Source organism: Nonomuraea sp. WAC 01424 (assembly GCF_003947315.1).
Classification (GTDB): domain Bacteria; phylum Actinomycetota; class Actinomycetes; order Streptosporangiales; family Streptosporangiaceae; genus Nonomuraea; species Nonomuraea spiralis.
Genome location: NZ_QHHZ01000002.1, coordinates 13,938 through 35,407, shown reverse-complemented (window position 1 = coordinate 35,407; position 21,470 = coordinate 13,938). Strand labels below are relative to the sequence as shown.

At 71.7% G+C, this 21,470-nt stretch carries 18 protein-coding genes; 12 read left to right on the top strand and 6 right to left on the bottom strand.

Features of this window, described 5'->3' with window-relative positions; all coding sequences use genetic code 11:
* Positions 1 to 59: 59 nt before the first annotated feature.
* The 4 genes from iolD to iolC are packed head-to-tail and all read right to left on the bottom strand — an operon-like array spanning position 60 to position 4,568.
* Positions 60 to 1,895 (bottom strand): 3D-(3,5/4)-trihydroxycyclohexane-1,2-dione acylhydrolase (decyclizing), encoded by a 1,836-nt coding sequence (gene iolD / locus DMB42_RS05430; protein ID WP_125631312.1) that lies wholly within the window; start codon positions 1,893 to 1,895, stop codon positions 60 to 62.
* Positions 1,892 to 2,731, bottom strand: coding sequence for a 5-deoxy-glucuronate isomerase (iolB, locus tag DMB42_RS05425; protein WP_125631310.1), 840 nt, complete (start codon positions 2,729 to 2,731; stop codon positions 1,892 to 1,894). Before iolB ends, iolD begins: the two co-directional genes overlap by 4 nt.
* Complete coding sequence (locus DMB42_RS05420; RefSeq protein WP_260477508.1) at positions 2,728 to 3,633, bottom strand: deoxyribose-phosphate aldolase; 906 nt, start codon at positions 3,631 to 3,633, stop codon at positions 2,728 to 2,730. The genes iolB and DMB42_RS05420 overlap by 4 nt, the downstream gene beginning before the upstream one ends.
* Positions 3,630 to 4,568 carry a 5-dehydro-2-deoxygluconokinase gene (gene iolC / locus DMB42_RS05415; RefSeq protein ID WP_125631308.1) on the bottom strand — a complete coding sequence of 313 codons (939 nt, stop codon included), beginning with the start codon at positions 4,566 to 4,568 and terminating at the stop codon, positions 3,630 to 3,632. The genes DMB42_RS05420 and iolC overlap by 4 nt, the downstream gene beginning before the upstream one ends.
* A 224-nt stretch (positions 4,569 to 4,792) precedes the next feature.
* Between iolC and DMB42_RS05410 the strand changes: the two genes are divergently transcribed.
* From DMB42_RS05410 to DMB42_RS05395, 4 genes are read left to right on the top strand one after another with little or no spacing between them, the layout of a single operon-like run.
* Positions 4,793 to 5,971 carry a CehA/McbA family metallohydrolase gene (locus DMB42_RS05410; RefSeq protein ID WP_125631306.1) on the top strand — a complete coding sequence of 393 codons (1,179 nt, stop codon included), beginning with the start codon at positions 4,793 to 4,795 and terminating at the stop codon, positions 5,969 to 5,971.
* Positions 5,962 to 6,861, top strand: coding sequence for a TIM barrel protein (locus tag DMB42_RS05405; protein ID WP_125631304.1), 900 nt, complete (start codon positions 5,962 to 5,964; stop codon positions 6,859 to 6,861). Before DMB42_RS05410 ends, DMB42_RS05405 begins: the two co-directional genes overlap by 10 nt.
* Complete coding sequence (locus DMB42_RS05400; protein ID WP_125631302.1) at positions 6,858 to 7,946, top strand: Gfo/Idh/MocA family protein; 1,089 nt, start codon at positions 6,858 to 6,860, stop codon at positions 7,944 to 7,946. Before DMB42_RS05405 ends, DMB42_RS05400 begins: the two co-directional genes overlap by 4 nt.
* Positions 7,937 to 10,657 (top strand): glycoside hydrolase family 38 C-terminal domain-containing protein, encoded by a 2,721-nt coding sequence (locus tag DMB42_RS05395; protein WP_125631300.1) that lies wholly within the window; start codon positions 7,937 to 7,939, stop codon positions 10,655 to 10,657. The genes DMB42_RS05400 and DMB42_RS05395 overlap by 10 nt, the downstream gene beginning before the upstream one ends.
* 10 nt (positions 10,658 to 10,667) lie before the next feature.
* On the opposite strand, the gene DMB42_RS05390 is transcribed toward DMB42_RS05395, so the two are convergent.
* A complete protein-coding gene (locus DMB42_RS05390) occupies positions 10,668 to 12,122 on the bottom strand; it encodes a PucR family transcriptional regulator (protein WP_260477507.1) in 1,455 nt (484 codons plus the stop codon).
* Between the two features lie 70 nt (positions 12,123 to 12,192).
* Here DMB42_RS05390 and speB point away from each other — a divergent pair, with 70 nt between their 5' ends.
* From speB to DMB42_RS05375, 3 genes are read left to right on the top strand one after another with little or no spacing between them, the layout of a single operon-like run.
* Complete coding sequence (gene speB / locus DMB42_RS05385; protein ID WP_125631298.1) at positions 12,193 to 13,125, top strand: agmatinase; 933 nt, start codon at positions 12,193 to 12,195, stop codon at positions 13,123 to 13,125.
* The gene (locus DMB42_RS05380; protein ID WP_125631296.1) at positions 13,122 to 14,627 is read left to right on the top strand and encodes a cytosine permease; all 1,506 of its coding nucleotides are present in this window, start codon (positions 13,122 to 13,124) and stop codon (positions 14,625 to 14,627) included. Before speB ends, DMB42_RS05380 begins: the two co-directional genes overlap by 4 nt.
* The gene (locus DMB42_RS05375) at positions 14,627 to 15,283 is read left to right on the top strand and encodes a cyclase family protein (protein WP_125632580.1); all 657 of its coding nucleotides are present in this window, start codon (positions 14,627 to 14,629) and stop codon (positions 15,281 to 15,283) included. The genes DMB42_RS05380 and DMB42_RS05375 overlap by 1 nt, the downstream gene beginning before the upstream one ends.
* Here the strand turns inward: DMB42_RS05375 and DMB42_RS05370 are convergent.
* Entirely contained in the window at positions 15,280 to 15,771 is a 492-nt protein-coding gene (locus DMB42_RS05370) for an Lrp/AsnC family transcriptional regulator (protein WP_125631294.1), read from the bottom strand. The two genes, DMB42_RS05375 and DMB42_RS05370, sit on opposite strands and share 4 nt — an antisense overlap.
* A 203-nt stretch (positions 15,772 to 15,974) precedes the next feature.
* Between DMB42_RS05370 and DMB42_RS05365 the strand changes: the two genes are divergently transcribed.
* The 5 genes from DMB42_RS05365 to DMB42_RS05345 are packed head-to-tail and all read left to right on the top strand — an operon-like array spanning position 15,975 to position 21,374.
* Positions 15,975 to 17,408: a gamma-aminobutyraldehyde dehydrogenase gene (locus DMB42_RS05365; protein ID WP_125631292.1), complete on the top strand. Its 1,434-nt coding sequence runs from the start codon at positions 15,975 to 15,977 to the stop codon at positions 17,406 to 17,408.
* A gap of 14 nt (positions 17,409 to 17,422) precedes the next feature.
* Positions 17,423 to 18,490: an ABC transporter ATP-binding protein gene (locus DMB42_RS05360; RefSeq protein WP_125631290.1), complete on the top strand. Its 1,068-nt coding sequence runs from the start codon at positions 17,423 to 17,425 to the stop codon at positions 18,488 to 18,490.
* A gap of 9 nt (positions 18,491 to 18,499) precedes the next feature.
* Entirely contained in the window at positions 18,500 to 19,732 is a 1,233-nt protein-coding gene (locus DMB42_RS05355) for a spermidine/putrescine ABC transporter substrate-binding protein (protein WP_125631288.1), read from the top strand.
* A 2-nt stretch (positions 19,733 to 19,734) separates the two neighbouring features.
* On the top strand, positions 19,735 to 20,586 hold the full coding sequence (locus DMB42_RS05350) for an ABC transporter permease (protein ID WP_125631286.1): 852 nt from the start codon (positions 19,735 to 19,737) through the stop codon (positions 20,584 to 20,586).
* Positions 20,583 to 21,374, top strand: a complete 792-nt coding sequence (locus DMB42_RS05345) for an ABC transporter permease (RefSeq protein WP_125631284.1) — start codon at positions 20,583 to 20,585, stop codon at positions 21,372 to 21,374. Before DMB42_RS05350 ends, DMB42_RS05345 begins: the two co-directional genes overlap by 4 nt.
* The last annotated feature ends 96 nt before the right edge of the window (positions 21,375 to 21,470 follow it).

Genomic DNA, 21,470 nt, shown 5'->3' with positions numbered 1-21,470 from the left:
CCAACCCCCGATCGTGCCTGGTCAGAGGCTTTCCCGCGGGTGATCGGGGGCAATCCTGGTCAGGACGGCGGTGTCAGGTGCGGCCGCTGCGACCGCTTGGCCTCCTCGTACGCCGCCCGCTCGGCCGCCGCGCCCACCTCGGCCACCGGCACGTCCCACCACGCTCCGGAGGAGGGGGCGTCGTCGGCCAGGGGGTCGGTGCGCACGTAGACGACCGTCGTCCCGGTGGACGCGCGCGCCTCCTCCAGGGCCTTGCGCAGGTCGGCGAGCGATTCCGGACGCAGCACGGCCGCCCCCAGGCTGGCGGCGTTGGCGGCCAGGTCGACCGGCAGCGGGCCACCCGTACGGGAGCGGTAGGACGTGCCCAGCCGGCGCGCGCCGACGCTCTCCGACAACCGGCCGATGGAGGCGAAGCCGGCGTTGTCCACCAGGACGACGATCAGCTTGACGCCCTCGGCGACCGCCGTGACCAGCTCCTGCGCCATCATCAGGTACGACCCGTCGCCCACCATGACGAACACCTCGCGCTCGGGCACGGCCATCTTGACGCCCACGCCGCCCGCGATCTCGTAGCCCATGCAGGAGTAGCCGTACTCGACGTGGTAGGCGCCGGGGCCGCTCGGCCGCCACAACCGGTGCAGGTCGCCGGGCATGGACCCGGCCGCGCACACCACGACGCCGTCCGCGCCCGCCGCCGCGTTGACGGCGCCGATTATCGCCGACTGCGACAACGGAGAGTCGTCGAGCGAGTACGCTTGGTCCACGCTCACGTCCCAACTCTGGGAAAGCGCGGCGGACCTGGCCGTCCAGGCGTCGTCGGAGCGCCAGCCGGCGCAGGCCGCGGCCAGGTCCGTCAAGCACTCCCGGGCGTCGCCCACCAGTTGCAGCCCCGACAGCTTGGCGGCGTCGAACGCGGTGACGTTGACGTTCACGAATCTCGCCCCGGCCGCGAAGAGCGATCTCGACGCCGTGGTGAAGTCGCTGTAGCGGGTGCCGATCCCGATGATCACGTCGGCCTCGCGGGCCAGCGTGTCGGCGGCGGTGGTGCCGGTCGCGCCCACCGCGCCCATCGCCAGCCGATGGCCATGGGGCAGCGAGCCCTTGCCGGCCTGCGTCTCGGCCACCGGGATGCCGTGCGCCTCGGCGAAGGCGGCCAGCTCGCCGGTGGCCTCGCTGTAGATCGTCCCGCCGCCCGCGACGATCAGCGGGCGGGCCGCCGACCTGATCACCTCGGCCGCCCTGGCCAGCGCGGCGCGGTCCGGCCTCGGGCGCGGCACGTGCCACACACGGCGGGCGAACAGCTCCCGCGGCCAGTCGTACGCCTCGGCCTGCACGTCCTGCGGCAGCGCGAGCGTCACCGCGCCGGTCTCGGCCGGGTCCGTGAGCACCCGCATGGCGGCCAGCAGCGCGGACGGGAGCTGTTCCGGCCGGTTGATCCGGTCCCAGTACCGCGAGACCGGCTTGAGGCAGTCGTTGACCGAGAGGTCGTACGAACGGGGGTCCTCCAGTTCCTGGAGCACCGGGTTGGCGGCGCGGGTGGCGAAGACGTCGCCGGGCAGCAGGAGCACCGGCAGCCGGTTGACGGTCGCGCCGGCCGCGCCCGTGACCATGTTGGTCGCGCCGGGGCCGATCGAGGTGGTGCAGGCCAGCGTGGCCAGCCGGTTGCCGGCGCGGGCGTAGGCGGCGGCCGTGTGCACCATGGCCTGCTCGTTGCGGGCCAGGTAGTAGGGCAGGTCGTCGCCCGTGGTGGCCAGCGCCTGGCCGAGTCCGGCGACGTTGCCGTGGCCGAAGATGCCGAAGCAGCCGCCGAAGAAGCGGCGCTCCACGCCGTCCCGCTCGCTCCACTGGCCGGCCAGGAAGCGTACGAGCGCCTGTGCGACGGTCAACCGGGTCATGCGTCCCTCCCGAACGGCAGTCTGGGGTCGATGTCCTGCCCTGACCAGGACGAGCGGATCCAGGCGTGGCGGGGATCGTCGCAGAACGCCATCGAACGCTCCTCCGCCGGGCCCGCCAGCACGTTGAGGTAGTACAGGTCGTAGCCGGGGGCGGCCATGGAGGGCCCGTGGTAGCCGTAGGGCACCAGGACGACGTCGCCGGAGGTGACCTCGGCGAGCGTGTCGATCCGCCCCCGTTCGGAGGAGTAGACGCGCTGGTAGCCGGGCCCGCCGTCGGCGACCTCGAAGTAGTAGATCTCCTCCAGCACGGCCTCGCCCGGGTTGGGGGTGTCGTGTTTGTGCGGGGGATAGGACGACCAGTTGCCGCCCGGGGTGAGCACCTCGACGGCCATGAGCTTGTCGCACTCGAACACGCCGGGTGCGCAGAAGTTGTTGACCTGTCGGCTGGCCCGGCCCGCGCCCCTGATCTCCACGGGCACGCGCGAGGCCGGCACCTGGCGCGGCGGCAGCGCCCGGGTCGCGCGGGCCGACGGCAGCGCGACCCGGCCCGCGCCGTTCAACGTGGCCCGGGTGCCGATCGGCAGGTACACGAAGTCGCTCGGCCCCTCGAACACCGACCCGCGCCCGGCCAGCACGAACGTCTCCCCGGCCGCCTCGACCGTGCACGACCCGGACAGCGGCAGGACGATCGTCTCCTCCTCGCCGGTGTCGAACGACAGCGGGACGCCGGTCAGGTCCACGACCCGCAGCCCCGAGTAGGTCCATCCGGCCAGCGACGGGGTGATCTCCACCGACCAGGGGCCGCCGGCGGCCTTGCCGTAGGGCAGGTAGGTCATGCGTGTGCCTCTCGTACCAGGGCGGCGGCGCCGTCCACCGCCGTCGCCACGTCGTCGTCGGACGGATAGAGCAGGGCGCGGCCGACGACGAGGCCGCGGACGCCGGGCAGGGCCAGCGCGCGGCGCCAGTCGGCGAAGGCCGCGCCGAGGTCGGTCGGGTCACCGCCGAGGAGCAGGGCGGGCAGCGTGGTCGCGGCCATCACCCGTTCCATCTCGGCCACCACGGGGATCTTCAGCCAGGTGTAGGCCGAGGTCGCGCCGAGCGCCTGGGCGACGCTGATCGAGCGGATCACCGCGTCGGGGGACAGGTCGTTGCGCAGCACGCCGGACTCCGAACGGGTCGCCCAGAACGGCTCCACCATGGCCAGCAGCCGCCTGCGGGCCAGGCCGGTCACCGCGTGGGCGCACGACTCCAGCGTGGCGGCCGTCGCGTGGTCGCCGGGGTCGATGCGGCACAACATCTTGCCGCCGTCGAGGCGCATCGTGTCGATGGCGTCGGCGTCGAAGCCGGTGAAGCGGTCATCCAGCTCGAACACCGAGCCCTGGAGGCCGCCGCGGTTCATCGAGCCGAAGGCCAGCTTGCCCTCCAGCGCGCCCAGCAGGAGCAGGTCCTCCAGGACGTCGGGGGAGGCCAGGACGCCGTCCACGCCGGGCCTGGCCAGGGCCGTCCGGAGGCGGTCGAGCAGGTCGGGGCGGCTGCCCATGGCCAGCGGGCGGTCGCGTACGGACAGGGCGCCCCTGGCCGGGTGGTCGGCGGCGATGATCACCAGGCGCTCGTCCGCGGCGGGCAGCCCTCGGCGCCGCCGCCGGGCGGCGGCCTCGGCGATCTCCTCGGGACGGGTCGCGCGGATGCGCGTGAGCCACTCGTAGCGGGCGGTCCCGGGGAGCGTGAGGTCGCTCACGTGGGCACCTCGTCCAGCAGTTGCCGCACCTCGTCCGTGGTGGGCATGGCGTCGGCGCAGGCCAGGCGGCCGGCGACGAGGGCCCCGGCGGCGTTGGCGAAGCGGATCGTGCGCTCCAGCGGCCAGCCGCGCAGCAGCCCGAGGCAGACCGCGCCGCCGAACGCGTCGCCGGCCCCGATGCCGTTGACCACCTTCACCTCGACCGGCTCGGCCACGACGCTCTCCGTCGCCGTGCGGGCGAGCACCCCGGCCGGGCCCATCTTGACGATCGCCACCTCGGCCCCGGCGTCGAGCAGGGCCCGCGCCGCCGCCTCCGGGTCGCGCACGCCGACCGCGGTCTCCACCTCCTCCAGGTTGCCGACGGCCACGTTCGCGTGCGGCAGCGCCTCGCGCACGGCCGCGCGGGCGGCCTCGCGCGACTCCCACAGCGCCGCGCGGTAGTCGAGGTCGAACACCGTCCAGCCGGACGTACGGGCCGCCAGGGCGGCGGCGTGGGCGGACCGGCTCGGCTCCATGCTCAGGCCGGTGAGCGAGAACCAGAACAGGCCGGCGGCCCGGACGGCGTCGAGGTCGAGCAGGTCCGGGGTGATGCGCAGGTCGGGCGGGTGCTCGCCGCGGTAGAAGTAGATGGGGAAGTGGTCGGGCGGGAAGATCTCGCAGAACGTGACCGGCGTGGCCGGGCCCTCGATGACGCTCACGTAGGCGTCGTCCACGCCGAAGCCGCGGATGGCCCGTCGTACGTACACGCCGAAGGGGTCGGCGCCCACGGCGGTGATCACCGCGGAGCGCAGCCCGTGACGCGCCGCCGCGACGGCGACGTTGGTCGGGCTGCCGCCGAGGAACTTGCCGAAGGTCTCGACGTCGGCCAGCCCGACGCCGGTCTGCAGCGGATAGACGTCGACGCCGCAGCGGCCGATCGTGATCAGGTCGTACAACGCACCTCCAGAGGACGCACCTTACCTCGACACTATGGCATATTGTCATGACATAAGGATGTCCGCTATGTTGTGGATGATCGTTCAGGCCGGGCCCCGTCACCTCACTTCGGTAGTGTCGGACGCTGAGGAGGTTCGCTCATGTTCGTCCCCAGCGACGTCCACCACGAACAGCACATCACCAAGCTCTCTTTCCGCCCCGCCTCAGGCAAGGGCGGACCGGCGTGAAAGGCCACTGGAGCCTCGACGACCGGCTGGAGCGGATGTTGCGTGAGGTGCCCTTCGAGGTGCCCCCCGGATCCGAGGCCGTCACCGTACGGCTCGACTACGACCGTTCACAGGGCGTGCTCGACCTCGGCTGCGGTGCCCCCGGCGGGTTCCGCGGCTGGTCGGGAGGGGCACGCGCGGAGTTCACGATCACCCGCGACTGGGCCACCCCCGGTTACCTGCCCGGTGTCCCCGAGTCCGGCGTCTGGCACGTGTGGCTGGGGCTGCACCGCGTGCCGCCGCAGGGGCTCGACTTCACGCTGGAGATCACGGCGGAGCGTACGGCCCCGCCCGAGCGCTTCGTCGCCGAGCCGCCGCCCGGCGAGCGGCCCCCGCGCAGGGACGTCCCCGACGTGGACGGGCTGCGCTGGTACGCCGGCGACTTCCACGCCCACACCGTCCACAGCGACGGCACGCTCACCGTCGCCGAACTGGCCGAGCTGGCCCACGGCCGGGGCCTCGACTTCCTGGCCGTCACCGACCACAACACGGTCAGCCACCACCCGTGGCTGCGCGCGGCCGGCCGCGGCGTCACGCTCATCCCCGGCCAGGAGGTCACCACCGACCGCGGCCACGCCAACGTGTTCGGCGAGGTCGGCTGGGTGGACTTCCGGCGGCCCGCCGACTCCTGGGCCGAGCACGCCGGGCGGGCGGGCGGCCTGATCTCGATCAACCACCCGCTGGGCGGCGACTGCGCCTGGCTGCTGCCGATCGCCGATCGCCCGAGGGTGGCCGAGGTGTGGAGCTCCGGCTGGTGGGACCGCCGCTGGGGCGCGCCGCTGGCCTGGGCCGACGCCTGGCGCGAGGACGTGGTGGCCATCGGCGGCAGCGACTTCCACCGCCCCGGCAGCGACGGGCTCCCGGGCGCGCCGACCACGTGGGTGCTGGCCGAGGACCCGGACGCGGTGCTCGACGGCGTACGCGCCGGGCGCACCGCCGTTTCGGCCGGGCCGGACGCGCCGCTGCTGCTCCGGCTGGGCGACGAACTGCTCGCGCTCGGCGCCGACGGCCTGGTGCTGGTCCGTCCCGGCGGTGCCCGCCAGGTCGTCCGCGGCGAGCGCGCGCTGCTGCGGGCCGGCGAAGGACTCCACCGCCTGGAGACCCACGAGAACGAGGTGATCGCCCTATGCCATTGAGGAAAGTCGCGAACGCGCCGGTGAGCTTCGGCGTGTTCGAGCTCAGCGACGCGCCGCCGCCGCTCGGCCCCGACGAGATGGTCCGCGCCCTGGCCGAGGCCGGCTACGAGGGCATCGACTCGGGGCCCATCGGCTACCTCGGCACCGGCCCCGGCCTGGCCCGGCGGCTGGCCGCGCACGGCCTGCTGCTCGCCGGGGGCTGGGTCGACCTGCGGTACGGCGACGCCGAGGCGTACCGGCGGGGGCTGCCCGCGCTGGAGGCCGCGCTCGACGTGTTCGCCGCCGCGCCCGAGGCGCCCGCGCCCTTCGCGCCCCGGCCCACGCTGGCCTGCTCGGGCTCGCCGGAGCGGTTCGCCAGGCCCGGCGGGAGCGTCCCCGGGCTGCCGGCCGCCGACTGGCCCGGGTACGCCGCCCGCGTCCAGGAGGCCGCCGACCGCTGCCGCGAACGCGGCCTGGAACCCGCCTTCCACCACCACCTCGGCACGTACGTCGAGACCCCCGACGACGTCGAACGCCTCCTGGAGCTGACCGACGTGCCGCTCTGCCTGGACACCGGCCACTTGCTGCTGGCCGGGGGAGACCCGGTGGCGGCCCTGCGCGCGTGGGCCGGCCGGATCGGGCACGTGCACATCAAGGACGGCGACACCAAGATCCTGGCCACCGCCCTGGACGATGGCGCCGACCTGCGCGAGCTGATGGCCAGGGGTGGCTTCACCCGGCTCGGCGAGGGCGAGCTCGACCTGCCCGCGGTCGTGGCGGCGCTCGACGCGCTCGGCTACGAGGGCTGGATCGTCGTCGAGCAGGACATCATGCCGGGCCGCCGCCCGGTCGAACGGAACATCGCCGACCAGGCCGCCAACCGCGACAGGCTGAGGGAGCTGGGGCTGTGAGGATCGCGCTGGTGGGGTGCGGGGCCGTCACCCAGGCGGTCTACGTGCCGCTGTTGTCCAGGCGGCGCGACCTGTTCGAGGTGAGCGCCGTCTGCGACCTGTCACGCACGCTGGCCGACGCCGTCGGCGACCGGCTGGGCGCGGCCCGGCGGTACACGTCCGTGGCGGAGATGCTGGCCGACGGCGGTTTCGAGGCGGTGATCGTGCTGGCCTCCGGCTCCCACGGCGAGACCGTGCGGCAGGCGCTGGACGCCGGCTGCGCCGTGCTGTGCGAGAAGCCGCTCGCGCTGACCCGGGCGGAGGTGGCGGCGCTGCCCGAGGGGCGGCTGATGGTGGGTTACATGAAGCAGTACGACCCCGCCGTACGCCGGGCCGCCGAGCTGCTGGCCGAGCTGGGCGGGCCGGCGGCGGTCCGGTCGGTCGAGGTGACCGTGCTGCATCCGAGCGGGGAGTCGCAGCTCGCGTTCGCGAACCTGACGCGGGCCGGCGACGTCGATCCCGGCGTGCTCGGCTCGTTGCGGGCGGCCGAGGACGCGCTCGTCTCGCGGGCGCTCGGCGCGGACGCCCCGGAGGCGCTGCGCGACGTGTACACGATCTCCCTGGGCTCGATCTGCCACGACCTGTCGCTGCTGAGGTGCTTCACCGGGTCGCCGGAGGAGATCTCGTACGTGGAGAGCTGGGGCCCGGCGCCCGGCTCGGTGGAGATCTCCGGGCCCCTGCCCGTCGCGGGCCGCTTCCACATCCGCTGGCACTACCTGGACGGCTACCCGGCCTACCGCGAGACCGTCGCGATCCACCACACCGCCGGCACGCTGGAGCTCGTCTTCCCCACGCCCTACCTGATGAACGCGCCCACCACCCTCACCGTGGTCTCCGGGGCCGAGACCCGCGCCGAACACCGCCAGGTGACCGAGGCGTTCGAGGTACAACTGGCCGCCTTCCATGCTTATGTGAACGATGGCAGCCCGCCGATCACCGACGCGGGCGGCGCACTGGAGGACATCGTGACGGCTCAGCGGATCGCCGCCCGCTACGCCGTCCGGCATCGACTGCCCATCGGAGGGGAGGCGGCGGCATGGACATAGTGGTCGTCCCGCACACGCACTGGGACAGGGAGTGGTACGAACCCTTCCAGCGTTTCAGGCTCAGGCTCGTGGCCCTGCTCGACGAGGTGCTCGACACCATGGAAAGCGAGCCCGGCTACCACTTCACCCTCGACGGTCAGCTCGCCTGCGTGGACGACTACCTGGAGGTGCGGCCGGAGAACCGCGACCGCGTCGCGGCGCTCGTGAAGTCCGGACGGCTGGCGGTGGGGCCGTGGCAGATCCTGCTGGACGAGTTCCTGTGCTCGGGCGAGAACATCGTCCGCAACCTCGAACTCGGGCTGGCCGGGGCCGAGAAGCTCGGCGGCGCGATGCGGGTGGGCTACCTGCCGGACATGTTTGGCCATATCGCCCAAATGCCGCAGATCCTGCGGCGGGCCGGGCTTGAGCACGCCTGCGTCTACCGCGGGGTGCCGTCGTCGGTGACGACCGACGCCTTCGCCTGGGTGGCGCCCGACGGCACCGCGATCCGCACCCAATACCTGCCCGAGGGCGGCTACGGCAACGGCGCCCACCTGTTCTCCGACGTCAACGGGCTGGAGGAGCGGGCGGCGGAGTTCGTGAAGACCATGCGCGCCTGGCACGGCCCCGAGGGCGAACTCCTGGCCATGTACGGCACCGACCACTCGGCGCCCGTACGCGGGTTGCCGGAGATGGTGGTGGCCATCGGCGCCCGCATGGACACCTTGTCCGGCTATATCGAGAGATATTCGGGCGACACCACCGGCCTGCCGCGGGTCACCGGCGAGCTGCGCTCCCACGCCCGCGCCAACATCCTGCCCGGCGTCATCTCCGTCCGCGCCGCCGTCAAGCAGGCCATGGGCCGGGCCGAGCGCATGGTCGAGCGCTACGCCGAGCCCCTGGCCGCGCTCTGGGGCGGCCCGTGGCCCGGCCGCTTCCTCGACATGGCCTGGCGGCGGCTGGTGGAGGCCAGCGGCCACGACTCGGTCACCGGTTGCGGCGTGGACGAGACGGCCCAGCAGGTCGCCGCCCGCATCGCCGAGGCCGAGCACCTGGGGCAGGCCGTCCGCGACATGGTGACCGCCCGGCTGGCGGCGGCGGTGCCATATGGCGGCGTGCTCGTCGTCAACCCGACGCCGGCCCCGCGCGCCGGGGTCGTGATCGTCGAGGTGCCCGGCACGGACTCGCTGGTCGACTCCTTCGGAGCCGCGATCCCCTCCCACCGCATCGACCACGCGCCGACGCTCCTGATGGACGAGCGCATCGACCCGGCCACGGTGCTGACCTACGTCCACGGCACCGAGCTGTACGGACAGCACATCGTGGCCTGGGACGTCACGGAGGACACCCTCACCTTCACCCTGGACCGCGAACCGCGCGGGCCGTTCGACCCGGCCGCGGTACGCGCCGCGCTCGACGGCGTCACCCACGTCCGCATCGAGGTCGAGCCCTGGCGCAAGGTGGCCGCCTACGTCGAGGTGCCCGCCCTGGGCCACACCAGCCTGCGGCCCGTCGCCTACGACGACGCGTTCGGCGAGCCGCGGGAGGAGTGGGGGCACCAGGACCGCTGCTGGCTCGGCTCCGACGTCGAGGTCCTGCCCGTCACGGCCGGCAGGAAGGTGCTGGACAACGGGCTGCTACGGGTCGAGATCGAGCCGGACGGCACGCTCGGGCTCTTCGGCGAGGACGGCCGGACGATCACCGGCGTGTGCCGCATCGAGGACGGCGGGGACGCCGGCGACACCTACAACTACGCGCCCCCCGAGGAGGACCTGGTCGTCTCCGAACCCCTGTCGATCGAGAGCACCCTCGTGGACGCGGGCCCGCTCGTGGGTTCCGTGAACGTGCGCCGGGTCTACCTGTGGCCGGCCGCCGGGGAACGCCTCGCGTCGACGCCCGAGCTCCCGCCGCTCACGCGTACCGGCGAGAGCGAGGACGCCGTCGTGGACATGCGGGTCGAGCTGCGGGCGGGCGAGCGCTTCGTCCGGCTGCGGGTGTCGTTCGACAACCGGTGCGAGGACCATCGGGTGCGGCTGCACGTGCCGCTGCCGAGGCGGGCCGACCATTCGCTGGCCGACGGGCAGTTCGCGATCGTGCGGCGGGAGCTGGAGTCCGAGGGCGGCTGCGGCGAGACCCCGCTGCCGACCTTCCCCGCCGCCGGCTGGGTGGCCGCCGGCGGGGTGGCCGCGCTGCTGGAGAACGTGACCGAGTACGAGCTGCTGAACGACGGCGACGAGCTGGCGCTCACGCTGCTGCGCTCGGTCGGCTACCTGTCGCGCAACCACAACGGGCTGCGTCCCGAGCCCGCCGGCCCGCAGCTCCCGACACCGGCCGCGCAGTCTCGCGGGCCGCACACCGTGTCGCTGGCGCTGATGCCGTTCATGGACTGGCGGGACGTCCCCGTGGCGGCGGAGATCTTCCGGCACGACCTGCTGGTCGCGCCCGGCCAGGGCGATCCGGAGCTGCCGCTGCCCCCGGCGGCGGCCGGGCTGTCGGTGTCCGGCCAGGGCGTCACGATGACCTCGCTGCGCCTGCGCGACGGCTGGCACGAGCTGCGGATGGTGGCGCTCACCGAGGTGGACACCGAGGCCGTCGTGCAGGGGGACTTCACCCGGGCCAGGCGCGCCGACCTGACGGGCCGGCCCGGCGAGCCGCTGGAGACCGAGGAGGGCACACTCAGGCTGCCGCTCAAGGCATGGGAGATCGCCACGGTCCAGCTCCGCGGCACGTGAGCGGGCCGGGCTAGCACAGGCCGAGCTGGCGGGCCGCCCGTACGGCCAGCCAGACCTCGGCGAACGCCGCGCTCGACGACAGGTCGCGCCCGCTCAGCGCGGCGAACCTGCGCAGCCGGTAGGCCAGCGTGTTGGGGTGGACGTGCAGCGCCGCCGCCGCGTCCTCGACGTGGCGGTTGCGCTCCATCCACGTGCGCACCGACAGCAGCAGCCGCGAGTCGTGGGCCTCGTCGTAGGCCAGCACCTCGCCCAGCACGTGCTCGACCAGGGCCGACAACGTCGAGGGGTCGTCGGGCAGCCAGCGGCCCGTGGTGTCGTCGCCGTAGTGGACCAGCGCCTTGCCGGACTCGGCGGCGTGCGTGGCCGCCCACACGGCCTCCCGCTGGGCGACCCGCAGCGACTCGCCCGGCGGGAACGGGCGGCTCATCCCCGCGCTGACCCCGGGCACGGCGGCGACCGCGGGCCCGAGGCCGGGCGGGCCCAGCAGGTAGTGGTCGTCGCCGCGTCTGAGCATCAGGTGCGGCAGCTCGCCCACGGCCCTGCGCAGCGCGTCGTCGGGCGCGTGACGCACCACGAGCAACACCGACCCGCTCTCCAGCGGCAGGCCCATCCTGGCCAGCCGCCGCCGGGCCGCGGGCGGGTCGAGCACGTCCTGGAGCAGCTCGGCCAGCGTCTCGGCGCCCTCCCTGCGCAGGGTCTCGCGCTCGTGCCTGGCCATGGCGACCTGGAGGGCGGCCACGGTGGCGATGTGCTGGACCACGGCCAGCCCGGCGGGCCGCGCGCCCTCGCGTTCGAAGGCCACCAGGAACCCGGCCGGGCCGCCGGGCGCCGGGACCGGCAGCGCGAAGCCGCCCGGGATCGTGGGCGGCGCGTCGGGCTCGGCGGGCAGGACGTCGAGCGCGGGGACCGGCACGCCGGGCAGCAGCGGCCGCCCCTGCGGGGTGCACAGGTAGACGTCGTAGCCGGACAGGCGTTCCAGGCGCTTGAACAGCGTGACCGTGTCCAGGTCCTCGGCGGCCAGCCAGCGCAGCGCCCCGAACACCTGGAGCTGCGCGCCCAGCCGGTGGCTGGCGTCCTCCTGCAGCGCCGCCGCCACCTCCTGCGAGACCGCGATGAACGGCACCGCGAGCGGCACCTCCAGCACCGGCATGCCGCGCTCCTCGGCGGCCTCGAAGAAGGCCGGATGCAGCGGCGGGACGTGGAGCTGGGCCGACAGGGCGAGCGCCGAGACCCCGGCGTCGTCGAGGCGTTCGAGGTAGGCGCGCTGCCGGGCGGCCGAGCGCGGCAGGCCGATGCCGGTCGTCATGATGACCTCGGCGCCGAGCAGCCAAGGCGTCGGATCGGCCAGCTCGCTGACGTGCGCCCACGAGACCGAGCGGGACAGCCCGGCCTCGCCGGCGAGCACGCGGAGCTGGAGAGCCGGGGAGCGGAGAAGGTCTTCGACCGTCATCTTGTGGTCAGCCACAACACACACCGTATTACTTTGTGGGAGTAACAATTGCCGCAGGTCAGAAGGGTGACGAACACTGACGGACATGCACATCGGTCCTGTCGACTCCTCCAAGGTCCCGCGCTTCGCCGGGCCCGCCGCCGTCGCCCGGCTGCCCCGCCTCGACCAGGTCGAGCGGGCGGACGTGGCCGTCGTGGGCGTGCCCTTCGACGCGGGCGTGTCCTACCGGCCGGGCGCCCGGTTCGGTCCCGCCGCCGTACGGGAGGCGTCGCGGTTGTTGCGGCCCTACCACCCGGGGCTGGACGTGTCGCCGTTCGAGCGGGTGCAGGTGGCCGACGCCGGTGACATCGCGGCGAACCCGTTCGACATCGGCGCGGCCGTCGAGACCATCGAGGCCGCGGCCGACGAGCTGGACGCCAAGCTCGTCACCATCGGCGGCGACCACACGATCGCGCTGCCGCTGCTGCGCTCGGCGGCCAAGAAGCACGGTCCCGTGGCGCTGCTGCACTTCGACGCCCACCTCGACACCTGGGACACCTACTTCGGCGCCGAGTACACCCACGGCACCCCCTTCCGGCGCGCGGTCGAGGAGGGCATCCTCGACACCGAGGCGCTGAGCCACGTCGGCATCCGGGGCCCGCTGTACGGCAAGAAGGACCTGGAGGACGACCGGCGGCTCGGGTTCGGCATCCTGACCGCCGCCGACGTCCTGCGCCGCGGCCTGGACGAGGTCATCGACGTGCTGCGGCAGCGCGTCGGCGACCGGCCGCTGTACGTCTCGGTCGACATCGACGTGCTCGACCCCGCCCACGCCCCCGGCACGGGAACGCCGGAGGCCGGCGGGCTCACCAGCCGGGAGCTGCTGGAGATCCTCCGGGGCCTGGCCGGCTGCCGCCTGATCGGGGCCGACGTGGTCGAGGTGGCCCCCGCCTACGACCACGCCGAGATCACCTCGGTCGCCGCCTCCCACGTGGCCTACGACCTCGTCAGCCTGCTGGCGATGCAGGAGAAGACATGAGCATCACCGAGATCGAGACCTACGGCGTCGAGCGCATCCCCGACGCCGACCGCACCGCCGGGCCGTTCGACCTGTTCCGGGTCGCCTTCGGCGGCGCGAACACGTTCGCCACCTGCGTGCTCGGGGCCTTCCCCATCCTGTTCGGCCTGTCGTTCTGGCAGGGGCTCGCGGCCACTGTGCTCGGCCTGGTGGTCGGGGCGCTGATCCTGGCGCCGCTGTCCCTGTTCGGTCCGCTCAACGGCACCAACAACGCCGTCTCCTCCTCGGCCCACCTGGGCGTGCACGGCCGGGTGGTCGGCTCGTTCCTGTCGCTGCTGACGGCGATCGCGTTCTTCTCGATCTCGGTGTGGTCGTCGGGCGACGCGCTGGTGGGCGGCGCGCACCGGCTCGTCGGGCTGCCCGACGGCGACCTGTCGTACGGCGTCGCGTACGCGATCTTCGCCGTGCTCGTCCTCGTGGTCTGCGTGTACGGCTTCCGCTTCATGCTGTTCGTGAACAAGATCGCGGTCGCGGCGGCGTCGCTGCTGTTCGTGCTCGGGGTGTTCGCCTTCGCCGGGGACTTCGACCCGTCCTATCCCGGGACGCTGGCGGCCGGTGACCCGCTGTTCTGGCCGTCGTTCATCGGGGCGGCGCTGATCGTGTTGTCGAACCCGGTGTCCTTCGGCGCCTTCCTGGGCGACTGGTCCCGCTACATCCCGGCCTCGACCCCGCGTTCCCGCGTGATGGCGGCGGCCTTCCTGTCGCAGATCGCCACCATCCTGCCGTTCTTCTTCGGGCTGGCCACCGCCTCGATCATCGCCGCCAAGGCCGCCGAGTACGTCGACCCGGCGGCGCCCAACTACGTGGGCGGGCTGCTGGCGATCTCGCCGGCCTGGTACTTCGTACCGGTCTGCCTGATCGCGCTGATCGGCGGCATGTCCACCGGCACCACCTCCCTGTACGGCACCGGCCTCGACTTCTCCAGCGTGTTCACCCGCTTCTCCCGGGTGCAGGCGACCGTGTTCATCGGGACCCTGTCGATCGTGTTCATCTTCGTCGGGCGCTTCGCGGCCAACCTGACGGCCAGCATCTCGACGTTCGCCACGCTGATCATCACCTGCACCGCGCCCTGGATGGTCATCATGGTCCTCGGCTACGTGACCCGCCGAGGCTGGTACGACCCCGACGCCCTCCAGGTCTTCAACCGGCGCCAGCGCGGCGGCCGGTACTGGTTCACCCACGGCTGGAACTGGCGGGGCCTTTCGGCCTGGCTGGTCGCGGCCGGCGCGGCGCTGATGTTCGTGAACCTGCCCGGCCAGTTCGTCGGGCCGCTCGGCGACCTGGCCGGCGGCGTGGACGTCTCGCTGCCGCTGGGCCTCGCGGTGGCCGCCGTGCTCTACCTGACGCTGCTCGTGCTCTTCCCCGAACCTCGCGAGGTGTACGGCCCCGAGGGCCCGCGCCTGGTGCGCTCGGCCGACACGCCCATCCTGCCGATCGTGGACGCGGCAGAATCGATGGCGTGATGGAACTCGTCGACCTGTCGGTGCCCGTCGAGACCGGGATGCCCGTCTACCCGGGCGATCCCGAGGTCTCGGTCGCCCCCGCGCTCACCCTGGCCCGCGACGGCGTCAACGTGCTGGGGCTGCACCTGGGGTCGCAGTCGGGCACCCACGTCGACGCGCCCTTCCACGTGGACGACACGCTCCCGGCGCTCGGCGAGCTGCCGCTGTCCCGTTTCGCCGGCCCCGCCGTGGTGGTGGACGCCCTGGGGCTCGCGCCCCGGACCCCGATCGGGGCCGCGAGCTTCGCCGGGCTCGGCCCGGCGCCCGGCGGGGACGCGCCGATGGTGCTCGTCGCGACCGGCTGGTCGGCCCATTGGGGGAGCGAGTCCTACCAGGGGCACCCCTTCCTCACCGAGGAGGCCGCGGCGCTGCTGGTCGAGCGGGGCGTGCGCACGGTCGGCATCGACGCGCTGAGCGTCGACCCCACACCGGCGGACGACTTCCCCGCCCATCGTGTCCTGTGCGGCGCGCACGCCGTGATCGCCGAGAACCTGACCGGCCTCGACCGGCTGCTCGACGCGCAGGCGCGGGGGAGGACGGTCGAGGTCTGGATGATGCCGCTGCGGCTCGACGGCGCCGACGGGGCGCCCGTACGGGCTGTGGCGCGGATCGGTTAGCGCGTGCCCCAGGAGTACGACTGCTTACGCAGCTTCAGGTACACGAACGACTCGGTGGCCCGTACGGCGGGGATGGCCCGGATCTTGCTGAGGATCTCCAGCAGGTGGCCGTCGCCCTCGCAGACCACCTCGACGATCACGTCGAAGGAGCCCGCCGTGAGCACCACGTAGTCGATCTCCTCGATGGCCGACAGCTCGTCGGCCACCGACTCCAGGTCGCCCTCGCAGTTGACCCCGATCATCGCCTGCCGGGGGAACCCGAGGGTGAGCGGGTCGGTCACCGCGACGATCTGCATCACCCCGGCGTCCTGCAACCGCTGGACGCGCTGGCGCACCGCGGCCTCGGAGAGCCCGACGGCCTTGCCGATCGCGGCGTACGGCATGCGCCCGTCGGACTGGAGCTGCTCGATGATCTGCTTGGAGAGATCGTCGAGCACGACGGGCCCGGAACTGGCGTTGGTTCGTCGTACGCGGGGCGGCGTCGTCATGTCAGAGGAATCCTCCTAGCGGTCCGGCGTTACGGGGGCGTTCCCGCTTGATTGCCGTCCTGGTGCGACATGTTGTCAGTTCTTGGCGCTCTGTCAAGCGAATTCGTAGCAATTTGATATCTTCACCACGAAATCCCTTGTCCAGATGCATCTGCTCTGTAAGAGTCGCGGCATCTCAGCCACCTCAACGAGGAGGTCGTGCATTGACCACCCGTCTGCAGAACTTCATCAACGGTGAGTTCGTGGACGCCCAGAGCGGCCGGTTCTCCGACATCATCGACCCTTGCACGGGAGAGGCCTACGTACAGGCGCCCGTCTCCGGCGTCGAGGACGTCGATGCGGCTTACGCCGCCGCGGCCGCCGCGTTCGAGTCGTGGGGTCGTACCACCCCCGGTGAGCGGGCGAACCTGCTGCTCAAGGTCGCCGACGCGATCGAGGCGCGGGCCGACGAGATCAACGAGGCCGAGTGCCTCAACACCGGCAAGCCGCGCGCCCGCATGGCCGAGGACGAGACCCCGGTTGCGGCCGACCACTTCCGCTTCTTCGCCGGCGCCGCGCGCACGCTGGAGGGCCCCACCGCCGGTGAGTTCCTCGCCGAGCACACCAGCGTCATCCGGCACGAGCCCATCGGCGTCGTCGGCCAGGTCACGCCCTGGAACTACCCGATGATGATGGCCGTGTGGAAGATCGCCCCGGCGCTGGCCGCCGGGAACACGATCGTGCTCAAGCCGTCGGACACCACCCCGGCCTCCACGCTCAAGCTCGCCGAGATCGTCGGCTCGGTGTTGCCGCCCGGCGTCTTCAACGTCGTCACCGGCGACCGCGAGACCGGCGCCCTCGTCGTGGGCCACCCGACCGCCGCCATGGTGGCGATCACCGGCTCGGTCGGCGCGGGCATGGCGGTAGCCAAGAGCGCCGCCGACGACCTCAAGCGGGTGCACCTGGAGCTCGGCGGCAAGGCGCCGGTCGTGGTCTTCGAGGACGTCAAGGACCTCGCCAAGGCCGCCTCCGACATCGCCACCGCCGGTCTCTACAACGCCGGCCAGGACTGCACCGCGGCCTGCCGCGTGCTCGTCCAGGAGAGCGTGCACGACGAGTTCGTGGCCGCGCTGGCCGAGGCCGCCGCGGCCACCGTGACCGGCGACCTGGGCAACGAGGAAGCGCTCTACGGCCCGCTCAACAACGAGAACCAGCTCGCCAGGGTCCAGGGCTTCATGGACCGGGTCCCCGGCCACGCCAAGGTGCTCACCGGCGGTCACCGCGTCGGCGACAAGGGCTACTTCTTCGCCCCGACCGTCGTGGACGGCCTCAAGCAGGACGACGAGATGGTGCAGAACGAGGTCTTCGGCCCGGTCATCACCGTCCAGACGTTCAGCGACGAGGCCGACGCGCTGGCCAAGGCCAACGACGTCAGGTACGGCCTGTCCAGCTCGGTGTGGACCTCCGACCACGGCCGCGCCATGCGCATGTCGAACCGCCTCGACTTCGGCGTGGTCTGGGTCAACACGCACATCCCGTTCGTCTCGGAGATGCCGCACGGCGGCTTCAAGCACTCCGGGTACGGCAAGGACCTGTCGGTGTTCGGTCTGCACGACTACACCAGGGTCAAGCACGTCATGCACTACATCGGCGAATAAGGACAAGCCTGGACATGACCGAGCTATCCGCGATTCAGCTAGAGGACGTCGTCAAGGAGTACCTCTCGCACGGCGAGGTCGTCCAGGCGGTCAAAGGTGTGTCGCTGGACATCGCCGAGGGGGAGTTCTTCTCCCTCCTCGGCCCGTCCGGATGCGGCAAGACCACGACCATGAGGATGGTCGCCGGCTTCGAGGAGCCCACCAAAGGGCTGGTGAGGCTGCACGGCAAGGACGTCACGAACGTCCCGCCGAACAAGCGCGACGTCAACATGGTCTTCCAGTCCTACGCCCTGTTCCCGCACATGAGCGTGTGGGACAACGTGGCGTTCGGGCTGAAGCAGCGTAAGACGCCGCAGGAGGAGATCAGGCGGCGGGTCGGCGAGATGCTGGAGATCGTCGACCTCGCGGGCCGGGAGAAGCGCCGGCCGCGGGAGATGTCCGGCGGCCAGCAGCAGCGCGTGGCCCTGGCCCGCGCCCTGGTCAACCGGCCGAGGGCGCTCCTGCTGGACGAGCCGCTCGGCGCGCTCGACCTCAAGCTGCGCCAGGCCATGCAGATCGAGCTCAAGCGCATCCAGCGCGAGGTCGGCATCACGTTCGTGTACGTGACGCACGACCAGAGCGAGGCGCTGACCATGAGCGACAGGATCGCCGTGATGAACGACGGGCTGGTCGAGCAGCTCGCGAGCCCGCGGGAGATCTACGAGCGGCCGGCGACCGCCTTCGTGGCGGGGTTCATCGGCACCTCCAACCTGATCACCGGGACGGTGGCCGGCGGGGTGCTGGAGATCGGCGGCGGCCGGGTGCTGGTGCCGGGACACGAGGGCGACGTGACGGTGACCGTCCGCCCCGAGAAGATCACGATCTGCCCTGACGAGCCGGGGCGCGGGCTGAGCGCCGTGCCCGGGACCGTCACGGAGATGGTCTACCTGGGCACCTCCAACAGCTACGCGGTGAAGCTCGCCGACGGGGCCGACATCACCGTTTTCGAGCAGAACGCGCACGACGCGACGGCGACGGCGGAGCGGGGCGACTCCGTGTGGCTGTCGTGGGAGGCGCAGCACTCTTACGTGATTGGAAGTTGATAGCACCCCATGAACCCCCGCCAGATCACCCCCGCCCTCCTCAGGGGCATGACCCAGCCCCGCACCCGCCGCGACTTCTTCCGGGTCACCGGCCTGTCCGCCGCCGGCCTCGCGCTCGCCGCCTGCGGCGTCCAGGGCAAGAAGGCCGCCCCTCCGAAGGCCGACGCCGTCCAGGACTACTGGTCCAAGCAGACCAAGCACGGCAAGCTCGTCTTCGCCAACTGGCCCGAGTACATGCCCGAGGACCAGGCCCCGCTGAAGAAGTTCACCGAGACCACCGGGATCTCCGTGGAGTACAAGGAGGTCATCCAGGAGAACGCGGAGTTCTTCGGCAAGGCCGACCCCGTGCTCCGCGCCGGCCAGCCGCTCGGCTACGACATCGTCGTGATGACCAACGGCGTCCAGCTCCAGCACATGGTCGAGCTCGGCTACATCGTGCCGCTCGACCACAGCCGGATGCCGAACTTCCTGGCCAACGCCGGCGAGAAGTACAAGGAACGCGCCTACGACCCGGGCAACCAGTACACGATGCCCTACTCCTCGGGCGTGACCGGCATCGCGTACAACACCAAGTACGTCAAGGACGACGTCACCAGCATCGAGGCGCTGTTCGACCCCAAGTACAAGGGGCGGGTCGGGATGATGGCCGACGCGCAGGAGATCGGCAACTTCGGCATGTTCGCCCTCGGCATCGACCCGGAGAAGTCGACCGAGGCCGACTGGAAGAAGGCCGGCGAGAAGCTCAAGCAGCAGCGCGACGCGGGAATCGTCCGGAAATATTACGACCAGAGCTACATCGACGCGGTGTCCAAGGGCGACGTGTGGCTGACCATGGCCTGGTCGGGCGACATCTTCCAGCGGCAGCTCGCCGGCGAGCCGGTCAAGTTCGTGGTGCCCGACGAGGGCGGCACGATCTGGACCGACAACATGCTCATCCCCAAGGGCGCGGCCAACCCCGTGGACGCGCTCACGCTCATGGACTACCTGTACCAGCCCGCGGTGGCCGCCGAGCTGGATGAGTTCATCCAGTTCGTGACGCCGATCCCGGCCGTGCAGGACCTCATGCGCGAGAAGGCCAAGACGGCCAAGGGCGACGCGAAGAAGGCCCTGGAGGACATGGTGGACAGCCCGCTCATGTTCCCCTCGGCGGCCGACTACGCCAAGCTGCGCACGTACACCACCCTGACCACGCAGCAGGAGCAGGTGTTCAACTCCATCTTCCAGTCGATCACCCAGGCATAGCCATGAAACGGCTCACCCCCTACCTGCTCGCCCTGCCGAGCTGGCTGTGGCTGGCGATCTTCCTGGTCGTGCCCATGGTGGCGATGGCGTCGGTCTCGCTGCAGACGGGCAACGCCATCGACGGCTACGCGATGACGTTCAGCTTCTCCAACTACGCCGACGCGCTCGGCAGGTACAGCGACCAGTTGCTGCGCTCGCTCCTGTACGGCGGCCTCGCCACCGTGGCCATGCTGGTGATCGGGTACCCGGTGGCGTACTGGATCGCCTTCAGGGGCGGCAGGCGCAAGTCGGTGTACCTGTTCCTGCTGCTGCTGCCGTTCTTCGTGTCGTTCGTGTTGCGCACGATCTCGTGGAACTTCCTGCTCGCCGACAACGGCATCCTGTTCGGGACGCTGAAGGGGTGGGGGCTGCTGCCCGAGAGCTTCCACGTGCTGGCCACGACCGTGGCGGTGGTGGGCGGGCTCACCTACAACTTCCTGCCGTTCATGATCCTGCCGATCTACGTGGCCCTGGAACGGGTCGACCCGAGGGTGGTGGAGGCCGCCCAGGACCTGTACGCCACCCGCGCCGGAGCCTTCCGCCGGGTGGTGTTGCCGCTGTCGCTGCCGGGCGTCTTCGCCGGGGTGCTGATGACGTTCGTGCCCGCGACGGCCGACCCGGTCAACGCGCAGATCCTCGGCGGCACGGCCAACACCATGATCGGCAACATCATCCAGACCGAGTACCTGACCAACCTCGACTACCCGACCGCCTCGGCGCTGTCGTTCACGCTGATGGCGATCCTGCTGGTCGGCATCTTCATCTACGCCCGCGCGCTCGGCACCGAGAACGTCCTTGAGGCGGCGGCGCGATGAGGGGCGCGCGGGGCAGGCTCGGCGACCGCCTGCTGCACGTCTACACGTGGCTGATCATCCTGTGGCTGTCGTCGCCGATCGCCGTCATGATCCTGTTCGGCTTCAACGACAAGAAGAGCAAGTCGAACACGAGCTGGCAGGGCTTCACCCTCAAGTGGTACGGCGAGCTCTTCGAGATCTCCGACCTGACCACGGCGTTGACCAACTCGATCGTGATCGCCCTGGTCAGCACCGTGATCACGGTCGTCATCGGCACGATGCTGGGCCTGGCCGTCGGCCGGCACCGCTTCCGCGGCCTCGGCGCCACGAACTTCCTGGTCTTCGCCGCCATCTCCACGCCGGAGCTGGTGATGGGGGCCTCGCTGCTGTCGCTGTTCGTCTCGGGCAACGTGCCGCGCGACGGCAACACGATCATCGTCGCGCACGTGTTGTTCTCGCTCTCCTTCGTCGTGGTGACGGTCAGGGCGCGGGTCATCACGCTCGACCCGTCGCTGGAGGAGGCGGCCAAGGACCTCGGCGCGACCGCGTGGGGCACGTTCCGGCAGGTGACCCTGCCCTCGATCATGCCGGGCGTGCTCGCGGGCGCGATGCTCTCCTTCGCGTTGTCGATCGACGACTACGTGGTGACGAGCTTCGTCAACGGCTCGACCGTGACGTTCCCGCTGTGGATCGTCGGTGCGGTGAAGACCGGCATTCCGCCGCAGGTCAACGTGATGGGTACGCTCATCTTCGGGATCGGCGTGCTGATCGCCGTGGCTAATGCGGTGGCCGCCAGACGCCGCGCCTAGGATCTGCTCCAACAGGCTTTCCCCCCGCGATCCTGCGGGGGGATTGGTGTATTTCCGACCAAGAACAGGGAGGCGAGATCGGATTTCGGCGGGGGG

What these genes read in the sequence shown, in the direction of transcription:
- DMB42_RS05355 (WP_125631288.1), top strand. Translation starts at nt 18,500, where the DNA reads ATGAACCCCCGCCAGATCACCCCCGCCCTCCTCAGGGGCATGACCCAG.
- iolD (WP_125631312.1), bottom strand. Translation starts at nt 1,895, where the DNA reads ATGACCCGGTTGACCGTCGCACAGGCGCTCGTACGCTTCCTGGCCGGC.
- DMB42_RS05370 (WP_125631294.1), bottom strand. Translation starts at nt 15,771, where the DNA reads ATGACGACGCCGCCCCGCGTACGACGAACCAACGCCAGTTCCGGGCCC.
- DMB42_RS05380 (WP_125631296.1), top strand. Translation starts at nt 13,122, where the DNA reads ATGAGCATCACCGAGATCGAGACCTACGGCGTCGAGCGCATCCCCGAC.
- DMB42_RS05360 (WP_125631290.1), top strand. Translation starts at nt 17,423, where the DNA reads ATGACCGAGCTATCCGCGATTCAGCTAGAGGACGTCGTCAAGGAGTAC.
- DMB42_RS05345 (WP_125631284.1), top strand. Translation starts at nt 20,583, where the DNA reads ATGAGGGGCGCGCGGGGCAGGCTCGGCGACCGCCTGCTGCACGTCTAC.
- DMB42_RS05375 (WP_125632580.1), top strand. Translation starts at nt 14,627, where the DNA reads ATGGAACTCGTCGACCTGTCGGTGCCCGTCGAGACCGGGATGCCCGTC.
- DMB42_RS05395 (WP_125631300.1), top strand. Translation starts at nt 7,937, where the DNA reads ATGGACATAGTGGTCGTCCCGCACACGCACTGGGACAGGGAGTGGTAC.
- iolB (WP_125631310.1), bottom strand. Translation starts at nt 2,731, where the DNA reads ATGACCTACCTGCCCTACGGCAAGGCCGCCGGCGGCCCCTGGTCGGTG.
- DMB42_RS05350 (WP_125631286.1), top strand. Translation starts at nt 19,735, where the DNA reads ATGAAACGGCTCACCCCCTACCTGCTCGCCCTGCCGAGCTGGCTGTGG.
- speB (WP_125631298.1), top strand. Translation starts at nt 12,193, where the DNA reads ATGCACATCGGTCCTGTCGACTCCTCCAAGGTCCCGCGCTTCGCCGGG.
- DMB42_RS05405 (WP_125631304.1), top strand. Translation starts at nt 5,962, where the DNA reads ATGCCATTGAGGAAAGTCGCGAACGCGCCGGTGAGCTTCGGCGTGTTC.